Below are 20507 nucleotides of genomic sequence, written 5' to 3' on the forward strand. Positions count from 1 at the left end.
AAGGTCAAGTCCAGTGTGATGTCCGGGTGCTGCTGCATGTAGCGCAGCACCAGCGGCACCACCACGCGCCGCCCGAACGCCACCGAGGTGCTGATGCGCAGGTTGCCGCCCACCTTGCTTTGCAGCAGCGTGGCCAGGTTGTCGGCTTCCTCGATCTCGCGGGCGATCAGCTTGCATTTGTCGTAATACAGCGCGCCCACTTCGGTCAGCGTCACGCCGCGTGTCGAGCGGTGCAGCAGCCTGGCGCCCAGGCGCTGCTCCATGGCGGCCACGGCCTTGGTGGCCGTGGGCTGGGTAATGCCGGTCTCACCGGCCGCCTTGCTGAAGCTGCCGGTCTCGACGACGCGAATAAAAAGGGCAATGCCGGTGACGCGATCCATGGCGCTGACTGTAATCGCGTTTTGCGTATTTATGCCGCCATGGAATAGGTCTTATCGATGCAATGGTATTCACAAGTACACGTGCCAAAGGAATGATCGAGCCATCTAAACAAGGAGCAATCAATGGCAAAAATGAAGGCCGCCATGGCCGCCGTACTGGTGATGGAAAAAGAAGGCGTGACGCAGGCCTTCGGCGTGCCGGGCGCGGCCATCAATCCGCTGTACGCAGCGATGCGCGAGCACCCGGCGATCGCACACATCCTGGCGCGCCACGTCGAGGGCGCCTCGCACATGGCCGAGGGCTACACCCGCGCCCAGGCCGGTAACATCGGCGTGTGCATCGGCACGTCGGGACCGGCCGGCACCGACATGATCACCGGGCTATATTCGGCCCAGGCCGACAGCATTCCAATTCTGTGCATCACCGGCCAGGCGCCGCGCGCGCGCATGCACAAGGAAGACTTCCAGGCGGTGGACATTGAGTCCATCTCCAAGCCGGTCACCAAGTGGTCGACCCGCGTGATGGAGCCGGCCCAGGTGCCGCGCGCTTTCCAGCAGGCCTTTCACCTGATGCGCTCGGGCCGCCCCGGCCCGGTGCTGATCGACCTGCCCTTCGACGTGCAGATGGCCGAGATCGAATTCGACATCGACACCTACGAGCCGCTGGCCGTTTACAAGCCGACAGCGAGCCGGAAACAGATCGAAAAAGCGCTTGAAATGCTGATGACGGCCGAGCGCCCGCTGATCGTTTCTGGCGGCGGCGTCATCAACGCCGATGCGTCCGACTTGCTGGTCGAGTTTGCCGAACTGACCGGCGTGCCGGTGATTCCGACGCTGATGGGCTGGGGCACGATTCCCGACGACCACCCGCTGATGGCCGGCATGGTCGGGCTGCAGACCAGCCACCGCTACGGCAATGCGACGATGCTGGCCAGCGACTTCGTGCTCGGCATCGGCAACCGCTGGGCGAACCGCCACACCGGCTCGCCCGAGGTCTATTGCAAGGGCCGCAAGTTCATCCACATCGACATTGAGCCGACGCAGATTGGCCGCGTGTTCGCGCCCGACTACGGCATTGTGTCGGACGCCAAAGTCGCATTGCAGCTGCTCGTCGAGATTGCCCGCGAGTGGAAGCAGGCCGGCAAGCTGCGCAACTGGTCGGGCTGGGCAAATGAATGCCAAGCCCGCAAGTCGTCGTTGGACTACCTGCGCAAGACCAATTTCGACACCGTGCCGATGAAGCCGCAGCGTGTCTACCAATGCATGATCAATGCGTTTGGCAAGGATGTTTGCTACATCTCGACCATCGGTCTGTCGCAGATTGCCGGCGCTCAATTCCTGCACGTCTACAAGCCGCGCCACTGGATCAACTGTGGACAAGCCGGCCCGCTGGGCTGGACGCTGCCCGCCGCGCTGGGTGTGCGCGCCGCAGACCCGACACGCAAGATCGTTGCGCTCTCGGGCGACTACGACTTCCAGTTCATGATCGAAGAGCTGGCCGTCGGTGCGCAGTTCAAGCTGCCCTACATCCACATGGTGGTGAACAACAGCTACCTGGGACTGATTCGCCAGTCGCAGCGCGGCTTCACGATGGACTACTGCGTGCAGTTGGGCTTTGAAAACATCAATTCGCCCAATCTCGAAAATTACGGCGTCGATCACATGAAGGTCGTCGAAGGACTGGGCTGCAAGGGCATCCGCGTGTACCGCCAGGAAGAACTGGCACCCGCCATCAAGCAGGCCGAAGCCTGGATGGCCGAGTTTCAGGTACCTGTCGTGATCGAGGTCATGCTGGAGCGTGTCACCAACATCTCGATGGGCACCGAAATCGACAACATCAACGAGTTTGAAGAACTCGCCACGGATTGGGTTGATGCGCCCACCGCCATTTCGATGCTCGACTGAGGAGAAACTGATGCCCAAGTTTGCTGCCAACCTCACGATGCTTTTCACCGAGCATCCTTTTCTTGACCGCTTCGAGCACGCCGCGAAGGCAGGCTTCAAAGCCGTGGAGTTCCTTTTTCCGTATGCCTGGCCGGCTGAAGAAATCCGCCAGCGGCTTGACGCGAACGGCTTGACGCTGATCTTGCACAACCTGCCCGCTGGCGACTGGGATGCGGGCGAACGCGGCATTGCCTGCCTGCCTGACCGGGTGGCTGAATTCCGCGAAGGCGTGGCCAAGGCGATTGTTTACGCCCAGGCGCTGGGTGTGAAACAGCTCAATTGCCTGGTCGGCAAAGCGCCCGAAGGCGTAGCCGATGAGGTGCTGCGCCAGACGGTGGTCGAGAACCTGCGCTTTGCCGCTGCCGAGCTGAAGAAGGCCGGCCTGCGCATGTTGATCGAGCCGATAAACACCTTCGACATTCCGGGCTTTTATCTCAATCGCACCACCCAGGCGGTGTCGATTCTGGTGGAAGTCGGCGCTGACAACGCCTTCGTGCAGTACGACATCTACCACGCCCAGCGCATGGAAGGCGAGCTGGCCGCGACGATGCAGAAGTATTTGCCGCGCATCGGCCACATCCAGCTGGCCGACAACCCCGGCCGCAACGAGCCGGGCACTGGCGAGATCAACTACCCGTTTCTCTTCGCGCACCTGGACCGCATCGGCTACGACGGCTGGATCGGCTGCGAATACAAGCCTGCCACCACCACCGAGGCCGGTCTAGGCTGGCGCGAACAGTTTGCCGGTTAATCAATCACAACAAACAGGAGAACACCTCATGACTTCACAACCCCTCAAAATCGGTTTCGTCGGCCTCGGCATCATGGGCGCGCCCATGGCCGTCCACCTCATCAATGCCGGCCACCAGCTGTTTGTCTACACCCTTGGCAAGATGCCCGAAGCGATTGCCGGCAGCAGCGCGACCCAATGCATCAGCGCACGCGGTGTGGCTGAGCGCGCCGACATCATCATCGTGATGGTGCCCGACACGCCCGATGTGCAAGACGCGCTGTTTTCCGAAAAAGGCATTGCCGCCGGGCTGACCGCCGGTAAGGTGGTGGTGGACATGAGCTCGATCTCGCCAATTGCCACCAAGACGTTTGCGCAAAAGATCAACGCGCTGGGGTGCGACTACCTGGACGCGCCCGTGTCCGGCGGCGAAGTCGGTGCGAAGAACGCCACGCTGTCGATCATGGTCGGCGGCCCGGAAGCGGTGTTCGAGCGCATCAAGCCTTTGTTCGAGCTGATGGGCAAGAACATCACGCTGGTCGGCGGCAACGGTGACGGCCAGACCGCCAAGGTCGCCAACCAGATCATCGTCGCGCTGAACATCGAGGCGGTGGCCGAGGCGCTGCTGTTTGCGGCCCGTGCCGGTGCCGATCCGGCCCGCGTGCGCCAGGCCCTGATGGGTGGATTCGCTTCCTCCAAAATTCTGGAAGTGCATGGCGACCGCATGGTCAAGCGCACTTTTGATCCGGGCTTTCGCATTGAGCTGCACCAAAAGGATTTGAACCTGGCGCTGTCCAGCGCCCGCGCGCTGGGCGTGGCCCTGCCCAACACCGCGATGGCGCAAGAGTTGTTCAATTCCTGCGTCGCCTATGGCGGTAAGGCCTGGGACCATTCGGCGATGGTGCGCGCGTTGGAGAAGATGTCGAACTTCGAGATTGGCCAGAAGGCTGAATAAAAGAGTTGCGAACTGACCGAACCCGCGCCATCATGAAAATCCCCGACGTGTCTTTCGACCCCCAGCAGGCGCTGTTGCGCCGCATGTTCGACGCCGCCATTGCCTCGGCCCAGCCGGCGCTTTGCATTCCTGCCCATCTGCCGGACCCGCAAAGCCTTGGCAAAGGCCGATTGATCGTGATCGGTGCTGGCAAAGCGTCGGCGGCGATGGCCCGGGCCGTCGAGGACCATTGGCTGGCTCCGCTGTCCGGTCTGGTGGTCACGCGCTACGGTTATGCCGTACCGTGCGAACGGATCGAGATCGTCGAAGCCGCTCATCCGGTGCCCGACGCCGCCGGTGAGGTCGCCGCCCAGCGCATGCTGCAACTGGTGCAGGGACTGACGGCCGACGATCTGGTGCTGTGCCTGATTTCCGGTGGCGGCTCGTCGCTGCTGCCACTGCCGTTGCCCGGCCTGAGCCTGCAACACAAGCAGGACGTCAGCCGCGCGCTGCTGAAGTCCGGTGCGACCATCAGCGAGATGAACTGTGTACGCCGCCACCTCTCGGCCATCAAGGGCGGCCGCCTGGCCGCTGCTTGCCATCCTGCCAAGGTGCTAACGCTCCTGATTTCCGATGTCCCGGGCGACGATCCCATGGACATCGCCTCGGGGCCGACCGTGGCCGACCCCACCACTTGTGAAGATGCGCTGGCCGTGATTCGCCGCTACAACATTGACGTGCCGGCTAAAGTCATGGCTATCTTGCAAAGCGGCCGGAGCGAATCCATCAAGCCGGGCGACCCATGCCTGGCCGGCACCGAAGTGCGTATGATCGCCACGCCGCAAATGGCGCTGGAAGCGGCTGCTGCTGTGGCCCGTGCGTCGGGTGTCACGCCCTACATTTTGGGCGATGCGCTCGAAGGCGAGGCCCGGGACGTCGGCAAGGTGTTGGCTGGCATTGCGCTGCAGGTGGCCGGGCGCGGCCAGCCTGTACCGGCTCCCTGCGTACTCCTGTCGGGCGGCGAGACCACGGTCACCGTGCGCGGCAACGGCCGAGGCGGGCGTAATGTGGAGTGGCTGCTGGCCGCAGGCATTGCCCTGCACGGCCATCCGCGCATTCATGCGCTGGCGGGTGACACCGACGGTGTTGACGGCCAGGAAGAGATTGCCGGAGGCTATTGGGCGCCAGATTCTCTGGAACGCGCCTGGGCCCTGGGCCTGCGGCCCAAGGACAGCCTGGCCAACAACGATGGGCATGGCTTTTTTCAAGCACTGGGCGACTCGGTAGTCACCGGCCCCACGCTGACCAATGTGAATGACTTTCGCGCCATCCTGATCGATGCGCCAACTACCGAGAACTAAACCATGCGTAGAACCCGAAATGCAAAAATTGTGGCCACCCTTGGCCCCACCAGTTCCGACAAGGATACGGTTCGCCGCCTGTTCTTGGCCGGCGTCGATGTCTTCCGACTGAACTTCAGCCATGGCAGCCCTAGTGATCACCGCGCGCGTTTTGCGATCCTGCGAGAGCTGGAACAAGAAACCGGGCGCCCTATCGGCATCCTGGCTGACCTGCAGGGGCCCAAGCTGCGCGTGGGTACTTTCAGCGATGGGCCGGTCATGCTGGTGGAAGGCGCTTCGTTTCGACTCGACCTGGACCCTACGCCCGGCGATGTATTGCGCGCCGGCATGCCGCATCCTGAAATATTCGCCGCGCTGGTGCCGGGCGCCGAATTGCTGCTTGACGATGGACGGCTGCGCCTGGTAGTTGAGCGCTGTGGCGCCGATTTTGCCGAAACGCGTGTGGCCGTAGGCGGCAAACTGTCGGAGCGCAAGGGCGTCAATGTGCCTGGTGTAGTGCTCCCTATCACGGCCTTGACGGCTAAGGACCGGCGCGACTTGGCCCTGGCGCTAGAAGAAGGCGCTGACTGGATTGCGCTGTCGTTCGTGCAGCGGCCTGAAGATGTAGCCGAGGCGCGTGCGTTGATTGGCGATCGCGCGGCCATTGTGTCGAAGCTGGAAAAGCCATCAGCCATCGACCGCCTGGACGAAATCGTAGCGCTGTCTGACGCGGTCATGGTGGCGCGCGGCGACCTCGGTGTGGAAATGCCCGCCGAACGTGTGCCTACGATCCAGAAGCGCATCATCCGCAGTTGCCGCCACGCTGGCAAGCCGGTGATTGTGGCCACGCAGATGCTGGAGTCCATGATCGACAGCCCGGTGCCCACGCGCGCTGAAGCGTCCGATGTGGCCACTGCCATTTACGACGGCGCCGACGCGGTCATGCTGTCGGCGGAATCGGCTTCGGGCCAGTTCCCGGTCGAGGCGGTGAAGATGATGAACCGCATCATCGAACAGGTCGAAGGCGACCCGCAGTACCGCCAGCTGATTGACGCATCGCACACCGCGGCCCGCCCGGGTGGCGACGTTGCGGAGGCCGTATGTTGCGCCATGCGCCGCGCCGTGTCGCTAGTGCAGGCCGCAGCCATCGTCTGCTACACCAGCTCCGGCCACACCAGCCTACGCGCCGCTCGCGAGCGGCCCGAGTCGCCGATCCTGAGCCTGACGCCCAGCATCGGCGTTGCACGCCGGCTGGCGCTGGTCTGGGGTGTGCATTCAGTGCATATTGCCGATGTCAGTGACGTCAGCCAGATGACCGACCTCGCTTGTGAGGTGGCGCGCAGCGAGAAGTTCGCCGACAGCGGCCAGACCATCGTCGCGATTGCCGGAATGCCGTTTGCCACGCCGGGTACCACTAATTTGATGCGTATCGCTACTGTTTAACGGCCAAGCTACACACTTCCGGAGTCTTTTTCATGAGTCTAATCACCGGCCTTCGTGGCCTTGAAATTCTTGATTCACGCGGCAACCCCACGGTCGCCGCCGAAGTCACCCTTGCCTGTGGCGCACGCGGCTATGCAGCGGCCCCGTCGGGCGCATCCACCGGCTCACGCGAAGCCATCGAATTGCGCGATGGCGATGCCAAACGCTACGGCGGCAAGGGCGTACAGCGCGCGGTTGGCCATGTCAACGGCGAGCTGCGCACCGTGCTGTTGGGAACCGACAGCACCGACCAGGCGGCGTTGGACGCCAGGCTGATCCAGCTCGACGGCACCGCCGGAAAGTCCCGCCTGGGTGCCAATGCGCTGCTGGCAGTGTCACTGGCCACGGCCCGGGCCGCGGCCGCGAGCAAGGGCGTTCCGCTGTACCGGCACCTGGGCCTGCAGCAACAGTTCACGTTGCCCGTGCCCATGATGAACATCATCAATGGTGGCGCGCATGCCGACAACAACGTGGACATCCAGGAATTCATGATCCTGCCGATAGCCGCGCCGAGCTTTGCTGAGGGTCTGCGCTGGGGTGCCGAGGTGTTCCACGCACTGAAGTCCCAGCTCAAGGCGGCGGGCATGGCCACGTCTGTCGGCGACGAAGGCGGATTTGCCCCCAACCTGCCGTCTAACACGGCGGCGCTGGACGTGATCTTGCAGGCCATAGAAACCGCAGGCTTTCGGCCCGGACGCGATATCTGGCTCGGCCTGGACGCGGCCAGCACCGAGTTTTTCGAGGACGGCCGCTATGTGCTGGCCTCGGAAGGCCAGCGCTTTGACTCGGACCAGTTTGTCGACTGGCTGGCCGGCCTGGTGCGCCAATACCCGATTTTGTCGATTGAAGACGGCATGGCCGAAGACGACTGGGTGGGCTGGAAGCTGCTGACCGACAAGGTGGGCAACCAGGTCCAGCTGGTTGGCGACGATCTCTTCGTCACCGACGCGGCAACGCTTGGCAAAGGCATTGCCGGCGGCGTGGCCAATGCCATCTTGATCAAACCCAACCAGATCGGCACACTCACCGAGACGCTGGACGCGATTGCGCTGGCCACTGAGAGCGGCTATGCCGCCGTGGTGTCCCACCGCTCGGGTGAGACCGAGGACACCACCATTGCCGACCTGGCGGTGGGCACCACGGCTACGCAGATCAAGACCGGTTCGCTGTGCCGCTCCGATCGCGTCGCTAAGTACAACCGCCTGCTGGTCATTGAAGACGAACTCGGCGGTGCGGGTTCCTACGCCGGCCTGGCAGCATTCAAGCGTTTCATTCCTGCGGCCTAGACTTCAGCGAAACGGTTTTTCTGTTAACCCTGCGCCGGGTCACGGCGCAGGGTTTTTTGTTGATGGAGTCGTTTAATGTTGCTGGGTCTGGTGCTGTTTTATGTGGGTGCGGTGCTCATTCTCAATGGTCTGTGGATGTTGGGGCACATCGGTGACAGTGAAATCTGGGTGATCAACTTGTTTGTGGGCGCTGTCAGCCTGTTGGTCGCGCTCAGTCAGGCGTTCGGCGCGGCTGCCGATGCTGCCTCGATCCAGGCGGCCGCTCTCTCGCTGTTGTTTTCACTGACCTACCTGTGGGTGGCGATCAACCGCTTTACCGGTGCCGATGGGCGCGGGCTGGGCTGGTTCAGCTTGTTTGTGGCGATTACCGCCGTGCCGGTCGCTACCAACACGTTTCGAACAGCTGAGCACATCTGGGGTGTTTGGTCTGGCTTGTCGTGGGCTGCATGGGCTGTTTTGTGGTTTGTATTTTTTCTTCAGTTGGTACTGCGCAAGCAGGTGGTGCGCATTGGCTGGTTCAGCTTGTTTGTGGCGATTACCGCCGTGCCGGTCGCTACCAACACGTTTCGAACAGCTGAGCATATCTGGGACGTTTGGTCTGGCTTGTCGTGGGCTGCATGGGCTGTTTTGTGGTTTGTATTTTTTCTTCAGTTGGTACTGCGCAAGCAGGTGGTGCGCATTGCAGCCTGGATGGCGATTGGAGAAGGTATCCTGACAGGGTGGGTGCCAGGTTATTTGCTTTTAACGGGTGTTATTGCCTCACCTTAATCGTCAAGCTTTTTTTACCTGGCGCGACATCGTCACGGTAGCGCAAATACTGCGCGGCCTGTTGGTTGTCATCAACGCCGTTACGATCGTGGCTCAACACGCCTCTCAGGTATAAGCGCCCAGGCACCCCGGTTTTGTTTGTTGTCAGTCGTTTAGACGGTCATCCAGCGTTGAACCTCATGCAAGAATACATTCATGCCTCAAGTGTTTCGTCGTTATTGGCTGTGGATCGTGGCCTGGTGTGCTCTTGTCATTTTGGGTAGCACCCTGTTGGCGCGCAATGAATTCGGCCGCTTGCGCGAAGAGTTTGAAACCAGTGCCCGAATAGTCCACCGCCTGCTAAGCCAACGTGTCGTGCAGCACGATGCCATCCTGGCCACGCTGGCGCTGCTTCAACCCGCCAGCGATGGCAGGCACCCCGAGCAACGTCTGACTTCAGTTTACCCACAAATATTGGGAGTCAGCAGACGTGAGCCTCACGGTATATGGTCCGATAAACGCTTACTGCCAGCTGAAACCCTTTCGCGCACCCTTCATCGTCCTGTGTTGGCTGCTATCGATTTCGACAAAGGCCGTTATGAGTTAGTGCTGGCCTCGGAGCCTGTCAGTTATGCGCTGCAGATCGACTTGCGCGCAAGCGTTCCCTGGAGTGAATGGCCCATGGCCACAGACCGCAGCCCCGTGCGAGTGACGCTGGAGCATGAAAGTGAAAGCTTCATCATTCAGCCGGGGCAGTTGCGCGCAGGCGGCTGGCCGATTGAATTTCGCAAGCTTCTCGCAGCCGAAAGTCAGCTTTTTGAGGTGGTCGCCACCCGCCGAGTGGGCCTCGCTGATCTGCCCTGGCGCTGGATGCTGGCCTACACCGCAGTGGTTAGCGGCGCTCTCGCTGCGCTGGTGAGTTTGCAGCGCCAGCGCGTCGGGCGCCGCCGAGCAGAAGAGTTGCTGCGGCTGGGCCAGGTCGCGCGCCTGAATACTCTGGGCGAACTCGCGGCCGGACTGGCGCATGAACTGAATCAGCCGCTGACAGCGGTACTGGCCAATACGCAGGCTGCCACCCGCTTGCTGGCCGACGACCCCCCAGAACTGGACGTCGCCCGCCGCGCAATGGCGCAGGCTGTCCAGCAGGCACGCCGAGCATCTGAAGTGGTGATCCGATTGCGCCGCGCTGTTGAGCGGCCAGACTGCATGGCACAGCAACAGGTGGTGGATTTGCAGGACGCTGTGCGCAATGCGCTGTATCTTCTGGAGCCCGAGTTCAATCGCCGAGGTGCAGTAGCGTCAATGGCGTTTCTTTCCACACCGCCCGCGGTATTGGCCGAGCCCGTGGCGCTTGAGCAGATCATCCACAATCTGCTGATGAATGCACTTCAGGCGCTTGAACAGGTACCCAAAGCGGAGCGACAATTGAAGATCGGTCTGGTGCAGGAAGGCGGTCGCGGCCTGCTGACCATCGCTGATAGCGGCCCCGGCATTGCCTCCGACGTGCTGCCGCGCATCTTCGAGCCTTTTTTTACGACCCGCAATGGCGGTCTAGGTCTTGGTCTGAGCCTATGTGAAACGCTGTCTGCAAGTATGGGCGGCAGTATCTATGCAAGAAATAATATGCCGCGTGGGTCTGTATTTACCCTTGATCTGCGATTGGCCTGAATGTCTCATGAATTCCAATTTTTCAACGCTGTCTCCATTGATCCACCTTATTGACGACGATGAAGCGGTACGCGACAGTCTCGCACTGTTGATCGGCACTGTGGGCTTGCGCGTTCAACCCTGGGCCGACCCTCAGGCCTTTGTCAAAAATTTCGCCCGTGAATCGATAGGCGCTATCGTGCTCGATGTGCGCATGCCTGGCATCAGCGGACTAGTGGTGCTTGACACCCTGATCGCGCAAGGCGTGGATCATCCCGTCATCCTGCTGACGGGCCATGGCACGGTAGAGATGTGCAGGCGCGCATTTAAGTGCGGCGCGGCGGAGTTTCTGGAAAAGCCAGTGAATGACGAAGCCCTCATCGATGCGCTTCAAAATGCCGTGCGCCAGCATGTGAAATCCCGCCAGCGATTGAGCGCAGACCGTTCGGCGCGGACGCTTTACCAGCAACTGACGGAACGCGAACGCGAAGTGCTGGGTTTTATCGTGGCCGGATTGACCAATAAGGAAATCGGACGTGCGATGATACTTTCCCCGCGCACTGTAGAGACCCACCGTGCCAATCTTTTTGCCAAGCTAAAAGCCGATTCTCTAGCACAAATTATCCGGCATTACGCGGCTCTGGTGGACGAGAAGCAGGAATCTTAACGGCTGCGCAATACTGGTGAGATAACGCGTACTCGGTAGTTTTACGGAGGTGAGCGCGTAGCGCTACGACTAGGCAATGAGTCCTCAGTTTTTTACAATTTTTCTGCGGTTAATTGAACCGAACCACAAGAAAACCATGAAAAAACTGACTGTACTTTGCGCCCCTGTGATCGCGATTGCACTGACTTCGTTTGGCATTACAGCCAGCGCTCAATCTGTTCGAAACGAAAAGAACATTTCGCTCGAACTGGCCAACCAGATTGCCTCAGCCAGCGTCGTTGCATGCGCTGCCAATGGCTACGCCGTGACCGCAACCGTGGTTGACCGTGCAGGCACTGTGCGTGCAGTGCAGCGCGGCGACACTGCCGGTCCGCACACGCTGGACGCCAGCCGTCAAAAGGCTTTTACCTCTGCTTCCGCCAAAAACACCACGCTTGCCATGATGGAAGGCAGCCAGAAAAACCCTGCTGCAGCCAATCTGGTTTTCATCCCCGGCTATCTGTTGCTGGGCGGCGGCGTGCCGATCAAGGTCGGCAATGAAACCATTGGCGCTGTCGGTGTCGGTGGCGCTCCAAGTGGCAACCTCGACGAGCAATGTGCGCTCAGCGCCATCGAGAAGGTCAAGGACCAGCTCAAGTAAATCAACATGTCTGGCAAGTTGGTTTATGTAGGCGGCAAAAACCATTTTCGAACGTCGGCCAAGGGCCGGTCATGCGGAACTTGACCACTTTGAGGAGGTGCCACGGCCATGCAGTAGCTCAGGGTCGGGTTCTTCTCAACTAAGTCCTGGTGGTAGCCCTGATCCGGCCAGCAATTGGTGAGTGGCACCACGTCGGTAGCAATTGTTTGCCAAACTGCTGGTTCTGGCTCATGCGGCCTTGACCGTAAGCTGAAAATTTTTTTTGCAAGCTTTTTGGTTCTCCTGAAGAGATCACGCAGGAAGGCGTTTTACGCCAGCAGGACATGAAATGATTTTGATAATAAGAAATACCCTTTGTAAACCCAACTTTAATGAAAAAGGATGCAATGCCATGATTCAACGACATACGCTCTGCTGCCTGGGCAGTGCCTTGCTTGCAGTGACATCAGCGGCGCACGCTGCCGACAATTCGACAACGTACGTGGGCTTAAAAATATCGGCCAGCAGGCAATCTATCGGCGACGATCAGCGCGTTAGTCCGCGCCAAAACTCCCTGCTCAGCGGTTCAAGTGCGCAAAACTTTGCAAGCGGCGCTATCAGCGTTGGCAAGGCGTATGCGTCCGACTACCGCGCCGAGGTCGAATACTCATTTCCCAAGTCGACCGAATACACCAGTTTCTGGACACCCTTCAATGCCAATGCCAACGTGTTCCAGATCCGGTCGCAGCGTTTGATGCTCAACGCCTACAAGGAATTTCCCCTGAGCAGCCAGTGGTCCGCCAACCTGATGGTCGGCCTGGGCGCGGCCTTTGTCAAAGCCAAAGGCTGGCAGGGAAACCCGGGCCGCTTCCTGGAAGAAAATTCCCAGACCAAGCTTGCCGCCAGCATTGGTGCCGGCGCCGAATATGCGATGGCCCGCGACTGGAAGCTGGGCCTGGGTTACCGCTACACCTATATGGGGCGCGTTGAGTCGGGCGTCAACAACTACAGTACCGCCGCATTCAACAACGTCACCCGCGTCGGCGTGCAAGATGAATTGATGAGAAGCAAGCTGCGTGAGCACAACCTGTTTGTGTCACTGCGCAAGGATTTCTAAGCGGTTTTTGTCCCACACTGCAGCTACGAACGTCGCCAACACGGCGTTGTCGCGCGACGTCGTCCACAGGCAGTGCGTGTCGTAAGGCGTGGTGGTAGCGTCCAGCACGATAAAGGCAGTGAGCGTCATGGCCGAATGGCGTGGCGCTGCTGTTACCAGTAATTCCATTTAAGTCCGTCGACCAACCCCAGTACCAATTGAAAGTGGATTTGACTACGACGCCTGCAAATTCTGATTGGCAGGGTTTGATAAGCTCAATGATCTTTTCAATATCATTGGGTAAACGCTTTTCGGCTAAGTGATCTTCCTCGTCGACCACCGACCCCAGGCCAAAGTTTGAGCGGAGCCTATAGCTTGTAATTTAAGCGCTCGGCGCACCCAGTTGAAGGCGCGGGTGCGCAGAGGCGAACTCGGGCAGCGCAAACAGGCTTGCGCCCACGGCGGCAGTGCGTGGAAACTCTGTAAGGTCAACTCCAAAACGCGAGACGCCAATCAAGTGGCTTGCAAGTGCCAGATCGGCGATGCTCAACGCTTCGCCATGGCAGCGCGTGGCACCAGGCGCTAGCTGCGCTTCAAAGGCGGCAAGACCTTCGCGAAACCAATATGCAGACCATGCCCGCCCTGTTGCCTCATTCGATCCAAATTGTTTGGTTAACCTGGCCTGAACGCGTGGAACTACCAGCGGATGGGTATCTGAGGCAGTCAGGAGAAACAGGGAACGCACCCTGGCGCGCCCTTCCGCATCGAGTGGCAGAAGCGGCGGTGTCGGATAGCTTTCCTCTAACCACTCCAGGATGGCAAGACTTTGCGTGAGTGGCTGGCGTGTGCCACCTTCCAAGGCTGGCACTGCACCAGCAGGATTGAGCTTCCGGAAGTCGGGTAAGTGCTGCTCGCCCTTGGTCAGGTCATGGGGACGTTCTTCGAACGCGACCGCCTTCAAATTAAGAGCGATACGCACGCGATAGGTTGCCAGAGAAAGCCAGTAGGAGTGAAGGATTAACATGTGGTGGTCAAGTAATTTCGGACAGCTTGATAGATTTTTTGATGTCGATTCACGCTCAAAAACGTTGGGCGACAGGTTACCCAGTTTTGAGTGCAGTCTGAAGTTGTTGTAAAAGCCAACGGTGTAGTCAGCAATATCGGTTGTCGCCTCAAGGTGATTAGCATAGTCCTTCTGCCAAACCCGCTCCATTATCAGATAGAGAAAGAAGCGTTCCATGACTGATTTGACGCTCCTAAGTCAAGTGGTGGGCGTGCAATTTTGCCGGCCAACCAGGATGATTGGGTACAGCTCGCGAATAATGTAGCGCTTGAGGCAGCGGTGGATTTCCTTTTTTTGACAAGCCTTCGCGGGTGCGCCGGGCAAAATATTCCTGCCCCAAGCACGTTCATCAGCCGGCAACGCGACAGAAACATGTGGTGACACATTGAAGGGATTGGTGCCAAATGAAAATTCAAAAGTGACGGACTGAAGGTGAACTGACGGTGAGTAACTGACCTTACGCAGCCGCTCGCCATTGTTGAAGTTCCGCATAGGCACTGCGCGAGGCGTTGATGAGAAGCTTGAGCCTGAGGGCAAACGGGTTGATCCTGGTCTTGAGGCTCAAGCACTGGAGCTTGAACACGGCGTAAATGGCCATGAAGACGTGGTTGCTTTGGGTTCTGAGGGTTTGCGTCGGTGACCGGGCCAGGCCGGCGTTGGACTTGAGGGATTTGTGAAACACCTCCACTTGCCACCGTTTTTTGTAGCTTGTGGTCATGGCGTCATAGTCGCAAGTGAGGTCGCTGCAAACCAGATGCAATATTGCCGTGCTGCCGTCCTTGTTTGTAAAGACCTGGCGGACCACACGGACGGCTTGCGCATAGTCCTTGAGCCAGCCCTGCACGGCGGCGTGCTCTGGCAAATCCAGCTCGTCTACCCGCACGAAACGCTTGTTTTTCCTGTCTTCCTCGCTCAGCGCCACCAGCCGGTTGTTCTTGAGCGCGGCAATGAAGTGGCGCTGTTTGCCCGTGATGAACTCAAAGTTCTCTTTCGATGCGAACCAGCTGTCCATCAGCACGAAGCGAAACTTCAACCCGTTGTGAAGGCATGCCTCGATCATCTCGCGCATGAGTTCGTTTTTTGTTACCTCGCTTTTGCGCTTTAACTCCCGGGTCTGCAGGTCGCAGTATTGAATCGGCTTTTTCACCAGCTCGAAAGCCACCGGAATTGATGCCCCTTTGCTGTGGTAAACCGCATTGAGAAGGTTGATTCCCTTGACGCTGCGGCCGCTGCAGTGGTCAAAATGCCAGCATATCAATTCACTTTCGTCGGTCCAGGCCTTTTCCTGAATCGTGTCGTCAAAAATCAACACGCCTTCCTCGCTTTGCACGCTCCTGACCATCGCCTTGACTTGCAGCCACAGGTCCTTGGACGCGTACGCCTGCTTCGATAAAAGCCTCGTGATTCGGTCATGGCTGACATCGCCCTCAACCATCGCCGACAGCCCTGTCGCCGTCGCTGCACCGAAGGTGCTCAACAAATAGTCCGTGTACAACTCCAGCTCAGTATTTTTCATGACTGAACCCTCCAAAACGGCTTATGTCACCGCTCGTCGGGCAAATTCAAGCCTCGCAGGGAAACAAGTTCATCTCCGCCATGGCGCCTCAAACCTTTTCATATTGATCCGGCCCGATGAAGTATCAAGCGGCATAGCGAACACGCCGATCCTGGAAATAGGCGATAACTCGCTCAGGCGTGCGTTCGAGCAACGTCATGTGCTCATTGGCAGCATCGCGTAATTTGGCTTTGCTGCGCACCGGTACGCGCTTTCCCAACTCTTGCTTGAGGTCCGCGTTCAGGCGTTCCTCCGGATTGAGTTGCGGGCTGTAGCTGGGCAAATAGAACAGTTCGATGTCCTCCTTATGTTCAGCCACCCACGCCTTGACGATTTTGCTGTGATGAACCCGCAAGTTGTCCAGAATCAAAAACACCTTTTTTTCCGCATCCTTGATCAGCGCTTGCAAGAATTCGATGAGCTTGTCCGCGTCAAACGCATCGTCAATGATCATCCAGCGGGTCTTTCCCTGGTTGGTCACCGTGGCAATCATCGAGAGTTTTTGCCGGGTGCCGCCGATGGTCCTGGCCACGGGCGTTTTCCCAGCGGGCGCAAAGCTTCTGCCGCGCACATCCGTGTTGACAAGCGCCGTCTCGTCACCCCAATGGATTTCAGCGCCCTCCTGACGGGCACGTTGCTCTATCGCCGGGTACTCCCCTTCGAGCCAGGCTTGCACAGCTTCAGGGTTTTGTTCGTAGGCGCGCTTGATAGGCTTTTGAGGGGTAAAACCCCAGCGGGCCAGGTATTTGCCAACGCTGCGCACCTGCAGCTTGACCCCGTACTCCTGCTCGATGAGTTGGCCCACGGCCGCCCGGCTCCACAGGAAGAAATCCATCTTGAGCTGCTCAGGGCGTTGGTCGATGATGCTGCGCTGAATGCTGTCCTCCTGGGCTTGGCTCAGGGTGCGCCCAAGACCCTGGCTGCGCCCTCGCAAGGCCGGTCGAATCGCCGGCCAGCCGCCCGCATCAAAGAGATCGATGCACCTGCGCACAGCCGGGTAGCTCAGACCCGTCATGGAAACAATTTGCATGATGCCTATTGCCCTTTTATGCAGCCTCACGACTTGCTTGCGCCGCTCGTGAAGCTGCTCCAGCGTCTGCTTTCTTGCATTTTCTTTTTCCATCTTTCTTCGATAGAGAAAATTCAATAAAGTTGATACTTCATTGGGCCGGATCAATAGTCAACGAATGGTAGAGCTATCAAAATCGGCGGCTGCGTAAGGTCAGTGAGTAAATCATGTCCCATCAATAGTCTCAATGGACGATGGCCGTCCGCCAGGGGTTGTCTACGCTTTGATGCTCAGATCGTGCAGGATGATTCGTAAAGGAACAACAGATGAGACTCGCAGACAAAGTGGCATTGGTGACCGGTGCCGGGCAGGGTATGGGGCGTGCCATTTCGCGCTGTTTTGCCCATGAGGGCGCAATCGTCGTGGCGCTTGACCTTAACCTCGAAGCCGCACAGGAGACGCTGGCTGGGATGGGGGGTCGAAGCATTGCACGCAGCCTGAACGTGGCCGACAGCGCCGCCGTCGCTGCCGTGGTCGATGAAGTCGTCGCCACGTTTGGCCGGGTCGATGTGCTGGTCAACAACGCTGGCATTGGCTCGGTCGATGCCTTTGCCGATATTCCCGACGAGACCTGGGCGCGCGTCATCAATGTGAACCTGAACGGCGCTTTTTACTGCGCCCGCCAGGCGGTGCGCGCCATGCAAAAGGCCGGCACGCGCGGCGTGATCATCAACGTGGCCAGCACGGCTGCGGCCAGCGGCGACGGTCCGGCGCATTACTGCGCCTCCAAGGCCGCACTGATGGGCCTGACGCGCAGCATGGCCAAGGAGCTGGCGTCGCAGGGGATCCGCGTCAACACGCTGGTGCCGGGGCCGACCAACACGCCAATGATGCAAAGCATCCCGCAAGAGTGGACCGACGCCATCATCAAGGGCGTGCCCATGGGCCGCATGGCCGAGCCCGAGGACATCGCGCGCGCCGCGCTGTTCCTGGCCAGCGACGACAGCGGCTTTGTCACCGGCCAGAACCTGGCGGTCAACGGCGGCAGCGCCTTCCTTTAATCCATCAACCTTGCGGGACAGACCGGCGCGCGGCGCCCCTCTGCCGCTAACTGAAAGAGCTACATGACGCAAGCAAGAATGCAGGGCAAGGTCGCTTTCGTGACCGGCGCAGGCACCGGAATCGGCGCGGCAACGGCCATCCGTCTCGCCCAGGAAGGCGCCACCGTGGTGATTTGCGGCCGCCGCCAGGCGCCGCTGGACGAGGTGGTAGCAAAAATCAAGGCAGCTGGCGGCCAAGCCGAGGCGGTGCAGGCCGACGTCAGCGACGAAGCCGGCTTCACCGCCGCCATCGAAGCGGCCGCGCAGCGCCATGGCCGGCTCGACGTGCTGGTCAACAACGCCATGGCCTACAGCTGGGGCTCCATTGAAGACACCAGCACGGCCGACTGGCACAGCAACTTCAGCACCTCGGTGGACGGCACCTTCTGGGGCACGCGTGCAGCGATGAAGCTGATGAAAGCCCAAGGCGGTTCCATCATCAATGTGTCGTCCATCTGCGGCCTGCTGGGCACGGCACAGATGTCGGGTTACTCGGCAGCCAAGGCGGCCATCATCAACTTCTCGCGCGCGGCCGCTGCCGAAGGCGCAGCCCAAGGCATTCGCGTCAACGTGGTGATTCCGGCCGTGGTCGAGACGCCCGCCACCGCCGGCATGCTGTCCGACGACGCATCACGCCAGAACACCGAAAAACTCATTCCCATGGGCCGCGTCGGCCAGCCGCAAGAACTCGCCAACGCCATCTTGTTCCTGGCCAGCGACGAGGCCAGCTACATCACCGGCGCGGCGCTGCCGGTGGACGGCGGCCGCTCGGCCGTGCTGGTCACCGCACTGTGAAAAGCGCGCACCCCATGACCTGGCCCGCCAACCTCGAAGAACGCGTCGACCGGCTCGAATCCCTTGACGCGATTCGCCAGCTGGCCGGCAAGTATTCGTTGTCGCTGGACATGCGCGACATGGATGCGCATGTCAACCTGTTCGCGCCCGACATCCGCGTCGGCCGCGACAAGGTGGGGCGCGCGCACTTCAAGGCCTGGCAGACCGACACGCTGCGCGAGCAGTTCACCGGCACCTCGCACCACCTGGGCCAGCACATCATCGAGTTAGTCGATGCCGATCACGCCACCGGCGTCGTCTACTCCAAGAACGAGCACGAGTGCGGCGCCGAATGGGTGATCATGCAGATGCTCTACTGGGACGACTACGAGCGCATCGATGGCCATTGGTATTTCCGCCGCCGCCTGCCGTGCTACTGGTACGCCACCGACCTGAACAAGCCGCCGATTGGCGACATGAAAATGCGCTGGCCCGGCCGCCAGCCTTACAACGGCACGTTCCACGAGCTGTTTCCGAGCTGGAAGGAGTTCTGGGCAGAGCGCAGCGACAAGGACACGCTGCCCGAGGTGGCCGAGCCCGCGCCGCTGGAGCAGTTTTTGGTCACCCTGCGGCGCGGCACTCCCGCGCCAAAAATGAAGGTGCGTTGATATGAACACGCTGTTTGAACCCTTGCAACTGGGCGACTTGCGCCTGGCCAACCGCATCGTGATGGCGCCGATGACGCGCAACCGCGCCGACGCCGACGGCGTGCCCAACGCCTTGATGGCCGAGCACTACGGCCAGCGCGGCGACGCCGGGCTGATCGTGGCCGAGGGCACCTGGCCCAGCGCGGTCGGCCAGTCCTACTGCCGCCAGCCCGGCATAGCCACGCCAGCGCACATCGCCGGCTGGAAGCGCGTGACCGACGCCGTGCACGCGCGCGGTGGCCTGATCGTGCTGCAAGTCATGCATGGCGGCCGCATCGGCAGCCGGCACATCAAGCCCGAGGGCGTCGAGACCGTGGCGCCCTCAGCGCTGCAGGCTGCCGGTGAGGTTGTCACCGACAGCGCCGGCATGCAGCCCTACGACACGCCGCGCGCACTCAGCACCGAAGAAGTCCGCGCCGTCGTGCAGGAGCATGCCCAGGCCGCGCGCAATGCGCGCGAGGCGGGTTTTGACGGCGTCGAGCTGCACGGCACCAGCGGCTACTTGCCGATGCAATTCCTCAGCTCGGGCACCAACCAGCGCAGCGACGAATACGGCGGAACGGCCACCAACCGCGCGCGCTTTGCCTTTGAATGCCTGCGCGAGATGGCGGCGGCGATAGGCGCCGGCCGCGTCGGCTTGCGCCTGAACCCCGGCAACACCTACAACGACACCAGCGACGAGGACTCAAGCGCCACGCATGCCGAGCTGATGCGCCAGGCGGCCACGCTGGGCCTGGCCTACCTGCACGTGATGCGCGCGCCCATGCCGGAGGTGGACGCCTTTGCCTTGGCGCGTGAGCAGTTTGGCGAACGGCTGATCCTGAACGATGGTTTTGGTGCAGACAACGCCGAAGCCACGCTGCGCGACCACCCCAGCGCTGCCCTGTCGTTTGCGCGACATTTCATCGGCAACCCCGATCTGGTGGAGCGGCTGCGCGCCGGCCAGCCGCTAACACGCTTTGACCGCAAGACGCTGTACACGCCGGGCGCCGCCGGCTACACCAGCTACGACAGCTACTGCACCGACCCCGCCACGGCTTAAGGCCTTGGTGGCGCTGGGTGCAGCGCCCGCACACAGGGCGTTTTCGCGCCCTTTGTTCTTTCCTCTCGCTCTATGCGTAATGCCCGTCCGGCCTCGCCATCGCGAGGCCGAAATGCGTGGCAATCCTAGCCTCCAATTCGTCCCTGCGCGCCAGAGCGGAGGCGGCTTCACATCCGATCACGCCAGCAAAAAATCTGTATTTTGCTACTGAATCAATAGCTGTTAGCGCATATACAGCATGCGCAAGAGGCTGATTTGATACTGAAACTTGGCTTTTGGCGCTGAACGTATGCCGCTGGCGTGGTCATCCCGCGCCGATAAGGCGCAGTCATGGATTGCCGCCGCCATGACGGAGCGGTGCGCTATCCGCCGGTCCATTTCGTTA

General features: G+C 60.4%; 20 protein-coding genes and 2 pseudogenes. 15 read left to right on the forward strand and 7 right to left on the reverse strand.

The window, feature by feature from the left end:
- On the reverse strand, window positions 1-380 hold a 380-nt coding region (locus EC86_RS0120220), incomplete at its 3' end, for a LysR family transcriptional regulator (RefSeq protein ID WP_029527701.1).
- A 123-nt stretch (window positions 381-503) separates the two neighbouring features.
- Here EC86_RS0120220 and gcl point away from each other — a divergent pair.
- The 11 genes from gcl to EC86_RS0120275 all read left to right on the forward strand — a co-directional run bounded on the left by gcl (window position 504) and on the right by EC86_RS0120275 (window position 12893).
- On the forward strand, window positions 504-2285 hold the full coding sequence (gene gcl / locus EC86_RS0120225) for a glyoxylate carboligase (protein ID WP_029527702.1): 1782 nt from the start codon (window positions 504-506) through the stop codon (window positions 2283-2285).
- Window positions 2286-2295: 10 nt separating this feature from the next.
- Window positions 2296-3075, forward strand: a complete 780-nt coding sequence (gene hyi, locus EC86_RS0120230; RefSeq protein ID WP_029527703.1) for a hydroxypyruvate isomerase — start codon at window positions 2296-2298, stop codon at window positions 3073-3075.
- A 28-nt stretch (window positions 3076-3103) separates the two neighbouring features.
- Complete coding sequence (gene glxR, locus EC86_RS0120235; RefSeq protein ID WP_029527704.1) at window positions 3104-4009, forward strand: 2-hydroxy-3-oxopropionate reductase; 906 nt, start codon at window positions 3104-3106, stop codon at window positions 4007-4009.
- A 32-nt stretch (window positions 4010-4041) separates the two neighbouring features.
- Complete coding sequence (locus EC86_RS0120240; protein WP_029527705.1) at window positions 4042-5349, forward strand: glycerate kinase type-2 family protein; 1308 nt, start codon at window positions 4042-4044, stop codon at window positions 5347-5349.
- Window positions 5350-5352: 3 nt separating this feature from the next.
- On the forward strand, window positions 5353-6771 hold the full coding sequence (gene pyk, locus EC86_RS0120245) for a pyruvate kinase (protein ID WP_029527706.1): 1419 nt from the start codon (window positions 5353-5355) through the stop codon (window positions 6769-6771).
- Window positions 6772-6803: 32 nt separating this feature from the next.
- The gene (eno, locus tag EC86_RS0120250; RefSeq protein WP_029527707.1) at window positions 6804-8096 is read left to right on the forward strand and encodes a phosphopyruvate hydratase; all 1293 of its coding nucleotides are present in this window, start codon (window positions 6804-6806) and stop codon (window positions 8094-8096) included.
- Window positions 8097-8171: 75 nt separating this feature from the next.
- On the forward strand, window positions 8172-8864 hold the full coding sequence (locus tag EC86_RS30590; protein WP_036773688.1) for an AmiS/UreI family transporter: 693 nt from the start codon (window positions 8172-8174) through the stop codon (window positions 8862-8864).
- A 195-nt stretch (window positions 8865-9059) separates the two neighbouring features.
- Window positions 9060-10511 carry a sensor histidine kinase gene (locus EC86_RS0120260; RefSeq protein WP_029527709.1) on the forward strand — a complete coding sequence of 484 codons (1452 nt, stop codon included), beginning with the start codon at window positions 9060-9062 and terminating at the stop codon, window positions 10509-10511.
- Window positions 10512-10518: 7 nt separating this feature from the next.
- A complete protein-coding gene (locus EC86_RS0120265) occupies window positions 10519-11157 on the forward strand; it encodes a response regulator transcription factor (RefSeq protein ID WP_029527710.1) in 639 nt (212 codons plus the stop codon).
- Window positions 11158-11233: 76 nt separating this feature from the next.
- Window positions 11234-11797 carry a GlcG/HbpS family heme-binding protein gene (locus tag EC86_RS0120270; protein WP_156955417.1) on the forward strand — a complete coding sequence of 188 codons (564 nt, stop codon included), beginning with the start codon at window positions 11234-11236 and terminating at the stop codon, window positions 11795-11797.
- Window positions 11798-12125: 328 nt separating this feature from the next.
- Window positions 12126-12893, forward strand: coding sequence for an outer membrane protein (locus EC86_RS0120275; protein WP_084181617.1), 768 nt, complete (start codon window positions 12126-12128; stop codon window positions 12891-12893).
- On the opposite strand, the gene EC86_RS0120280 is transcribed toward EC86_RS0120275, so the two are convergent.
- The 6 genes and pseudogenes from EC86_RS0120280 to EC86_RS0120295 all read right to left on the reverse strand — a co-directional run bounded on the left by EC86_RS0120280 (window position 12873) and on the right by EC86_RS0120295 (window position 16613).
- Complete coding sequence (locus EC86_RS0120280) at window positions 12873-13061, reverse strand: type 2 periplasmic-binding domain-containing protein (protein ID WP_029527713.1); 189 nt, start codon at window positions 13059-13061, stop codon at window positions 12873-12875. The genes EC86_RS0120275 and EC86_RS0120280 overlap by 21 nt on opposite strands.
- A gap of 193 nt (window positions 13062-13254) precedes the next feature.
- Window positions 13255-13896, reverse strand: coding sequence for a maleylacetoacetate isomerase (maiA, locus tag EC86_RS30030; protein WP_029527714.1), 642 nt, complete (start codon window positions 13894-13896; stop codon window positions 13255-13257).
- Window positions 13897-13917: 21 nt separating this feature from the next.
- A pseudogene (locus tag EC86_RS29015) lies at window positions 13918-14118 on the reverse strand (IS3 family transposase); the annotation flags it as partial.
- Between the two features lie 15 nt (window positions 14119-14133).
- Window positions 14134-14263, reverse strand: a pseudogene (locus EC86_RS30695) (IS110 family transposase); the annotation flags it as partial.
- Between the two features lie 129 nt (window positions 14264-14392).
- Entirely contained in the window at window positions 14393-15451 is a 1059-nt protein-coding gene (locus tag EC86_RS0120290) for an IS701 family transposase (RefSeq protein WP_029527715.1), read from the reverse strand.
- Window positions 15452-15575: 124 nt separating this feature from the next.
- Complete coding sequence (locus EC86_RS0120295; RefSeq protein ID WP_029525640.1) at window positions 15576-16613, reverse strand: IS630 family transposase; 1038 nt, start codon at window positions 16611-16613, stop codon at window positions 15576-15578.
- A gap of 212 nt (window positions 16614-16825) precedes the next feature.
- On the opposite strand from EC86_RS0120295, the gene EC86_RS0120300 reads away from it, so the two are divergent.
- The 4 genes from EC86_RS0120300 (at window position 16826) to EC86_RS0120315 (ending at window position 20122) form a co-directional block, all read left to right on the forward strand.
- Window positions 16826-17560, forward strand: a complete 735-nt coding sequence (locus EC86_RS0120300) for an SDR family NAD(P)-dependent oxidoreductase (protein WP_029527716.1) — start codon at window positions 16826-16828, stop codon at window positions 17558-17560.
- A 63-nt stretch (window positions 17561-17623) separates the two neighbouring features.
- Window positions 17624-18394 carry an SDR family NAD(P)-dependent oxidoreductase gene (locus EC86_RS0120305; protein ID WP_036773692.1) on the forward strand — a complete coding sequence of 257 codons (771 nt, stop codon included), beginning with the start codon at window positions 17624-17626 and terminating at the stop codon, window positions 18392-18394.
- A 14-nt stretch (window positions 18395-18408) separates the two neighbouring features.
- A complete protein-coding gene (locus EC86_RS0120310) occupies window positions 18409-19041 on the forward strand; it encodes a nuclear transport factor 2 family protein (protein ID WP_029527718.1) in 633 nt (210 codons plus the stop codon).
- Window position 19042: 1 nt separating this feature from the next.
- A complete protein-coding gene (locus EC86_RS0120315; protein WP_029527719.1) occupies window positions 19043-20122 on the forward strand; it encodes an alkene reductase in 1080 nt (359 codons plus the stop codon).
- The last annotated feature ends 385 nt before the right edge of the window (window positions 20123-20507 follow it).

The organism is Polaromonas glacialis, from assembly GCF_000709345.1.
Classification (GTDB): Bacteria; Pseudomonadota; Gammaproteobacteria; order Burkholderiales; family Burkholderiaceae_C; genus Polaromonas; species Polaromonas glacialis.

Coding starts and splice junctions, on each gene's coding strand:
- EC86_RS30590 (WP_036773688.1), top strand. CDS start 8,172: ATGTTGCTGGGTCTGGTGCTGTTTTATGTGGGTGCGGTGCTCATTCTC.
- EC86_RS0120275 (WP_084181617.1), top strand. CDS start 12,126: ATGATTTTGATAATAAGAAATACCCTTTGTAAACCCAACTTTAATGAA.
- EC86_RS0120270 (WP_156955417.1), top strand. CDS start 11,234: ATGAGTCCTCAGTTTTTTACAATTTTTCTGCGGTTAATTGAACCGAAC.
- EC86_RS0120280 (WP_029527713.1), bottom strand. CDS start 13,061: ATGGAATTACTGGTAACAGCAGCGCCACGCCATTCGGCCATGACGCTC.
- glxR (WP_029527704.1), top strand. CDS start 3,104: ATGACTTCACAACCCCTCAAAATCGGTTTCGTCGGCCTCGGCATCATG.
- EC86_RS0120260 (WP_029527709.1), top strand. CDS start 9,060: ATGCCTCAAGTGTTTCGTCGTTATTGGCTGTGGATCGTGGCCTGGTGT.
- eno (WP_029527707.1), top strand. CDS start 6,804: ATGAGTCTAATCACCGGCCTTCGTGGCCTTGAAATTCTTGATTCACGC.
- EC86_RS0120240 (WP_029527705.1), top strand. CDS start 4,042: ATGAAAATCCCCGACGTGTCTTTCGACCCCCAGCAGGCGCTGTTGCGC.
- pyk (WP_029527706.1), top strand. CDS start 5,353: ATGCGTAGAACCCGAAATGCAAAAATTGTGGCCACCCTTGGCCCCACC.
- maiA (WP_029527714.1), bottom strand. CDS start 13,896: ATGTTAATCCTTCACTCCTACTGGCTTTCTCTGGCAACCTATCGCGTG.
- EC86_RS0120315 (WP_029527719.1), top strand. CDS start 19,043: ATGAACACGCTGTTTGAACCCTTGCAACTGGGCGACTTGCGCCTGGCC.
- EC86_RS0120305 (WP_036773692.1), top strand. CDS start 17,624: ATGACGCAAGCAAGAATGCAGGGCAAGGTCGCTTTCGTGACCGGCGCA.
- EC86_RS0120265 (WP_029527710.1), top strand. CDS start 10,519: ATGAATTCCAATTTTTCAACGCTGTCTCCATTGATCCACCTTATTGAC.
- hyi (WP_029527703.1), top strand. CDS start 2,296: ATGCCCAAGTTTGCTGCCAACCTCACGATGCTTTTCACCGAGCATCCT.
- EC86_RS0120300 (WP_029527716.1), top strand. CDS start 16,826: ATGAGACTCGCAGACAAAGTGGCATTGGTGACCGGTGCCGGGCAGGGT.
- EC86_RS0120310 (WP_029527718.1), top strand. CDS start 18,409: ATGACCTGGCCCGCCAACCTCGAAGAACGCGTCGACCGGCTCGAATCC.
- gcl (WP_029527702.1), top strand. CDS start 504: ATGGCAAAAATGAAGGCCGCCATGGCCGCCGTACTGGTGATGGAAAAA.
- EC86_RS0120290 (WP_029527715.1), bottom strand. CDS start 15,451: ATGAAAAATACTGAGCTGGAGTTGTACACGGACTATTTGTTGAGCACC.
- EC86_RS0120295 (WP_029525640.1), bottom strand. CDS start 16,613: ATGGAAAAAGAAAATGCAAGAAAGCAGACGCTGGAGCAGCTTCACGAG.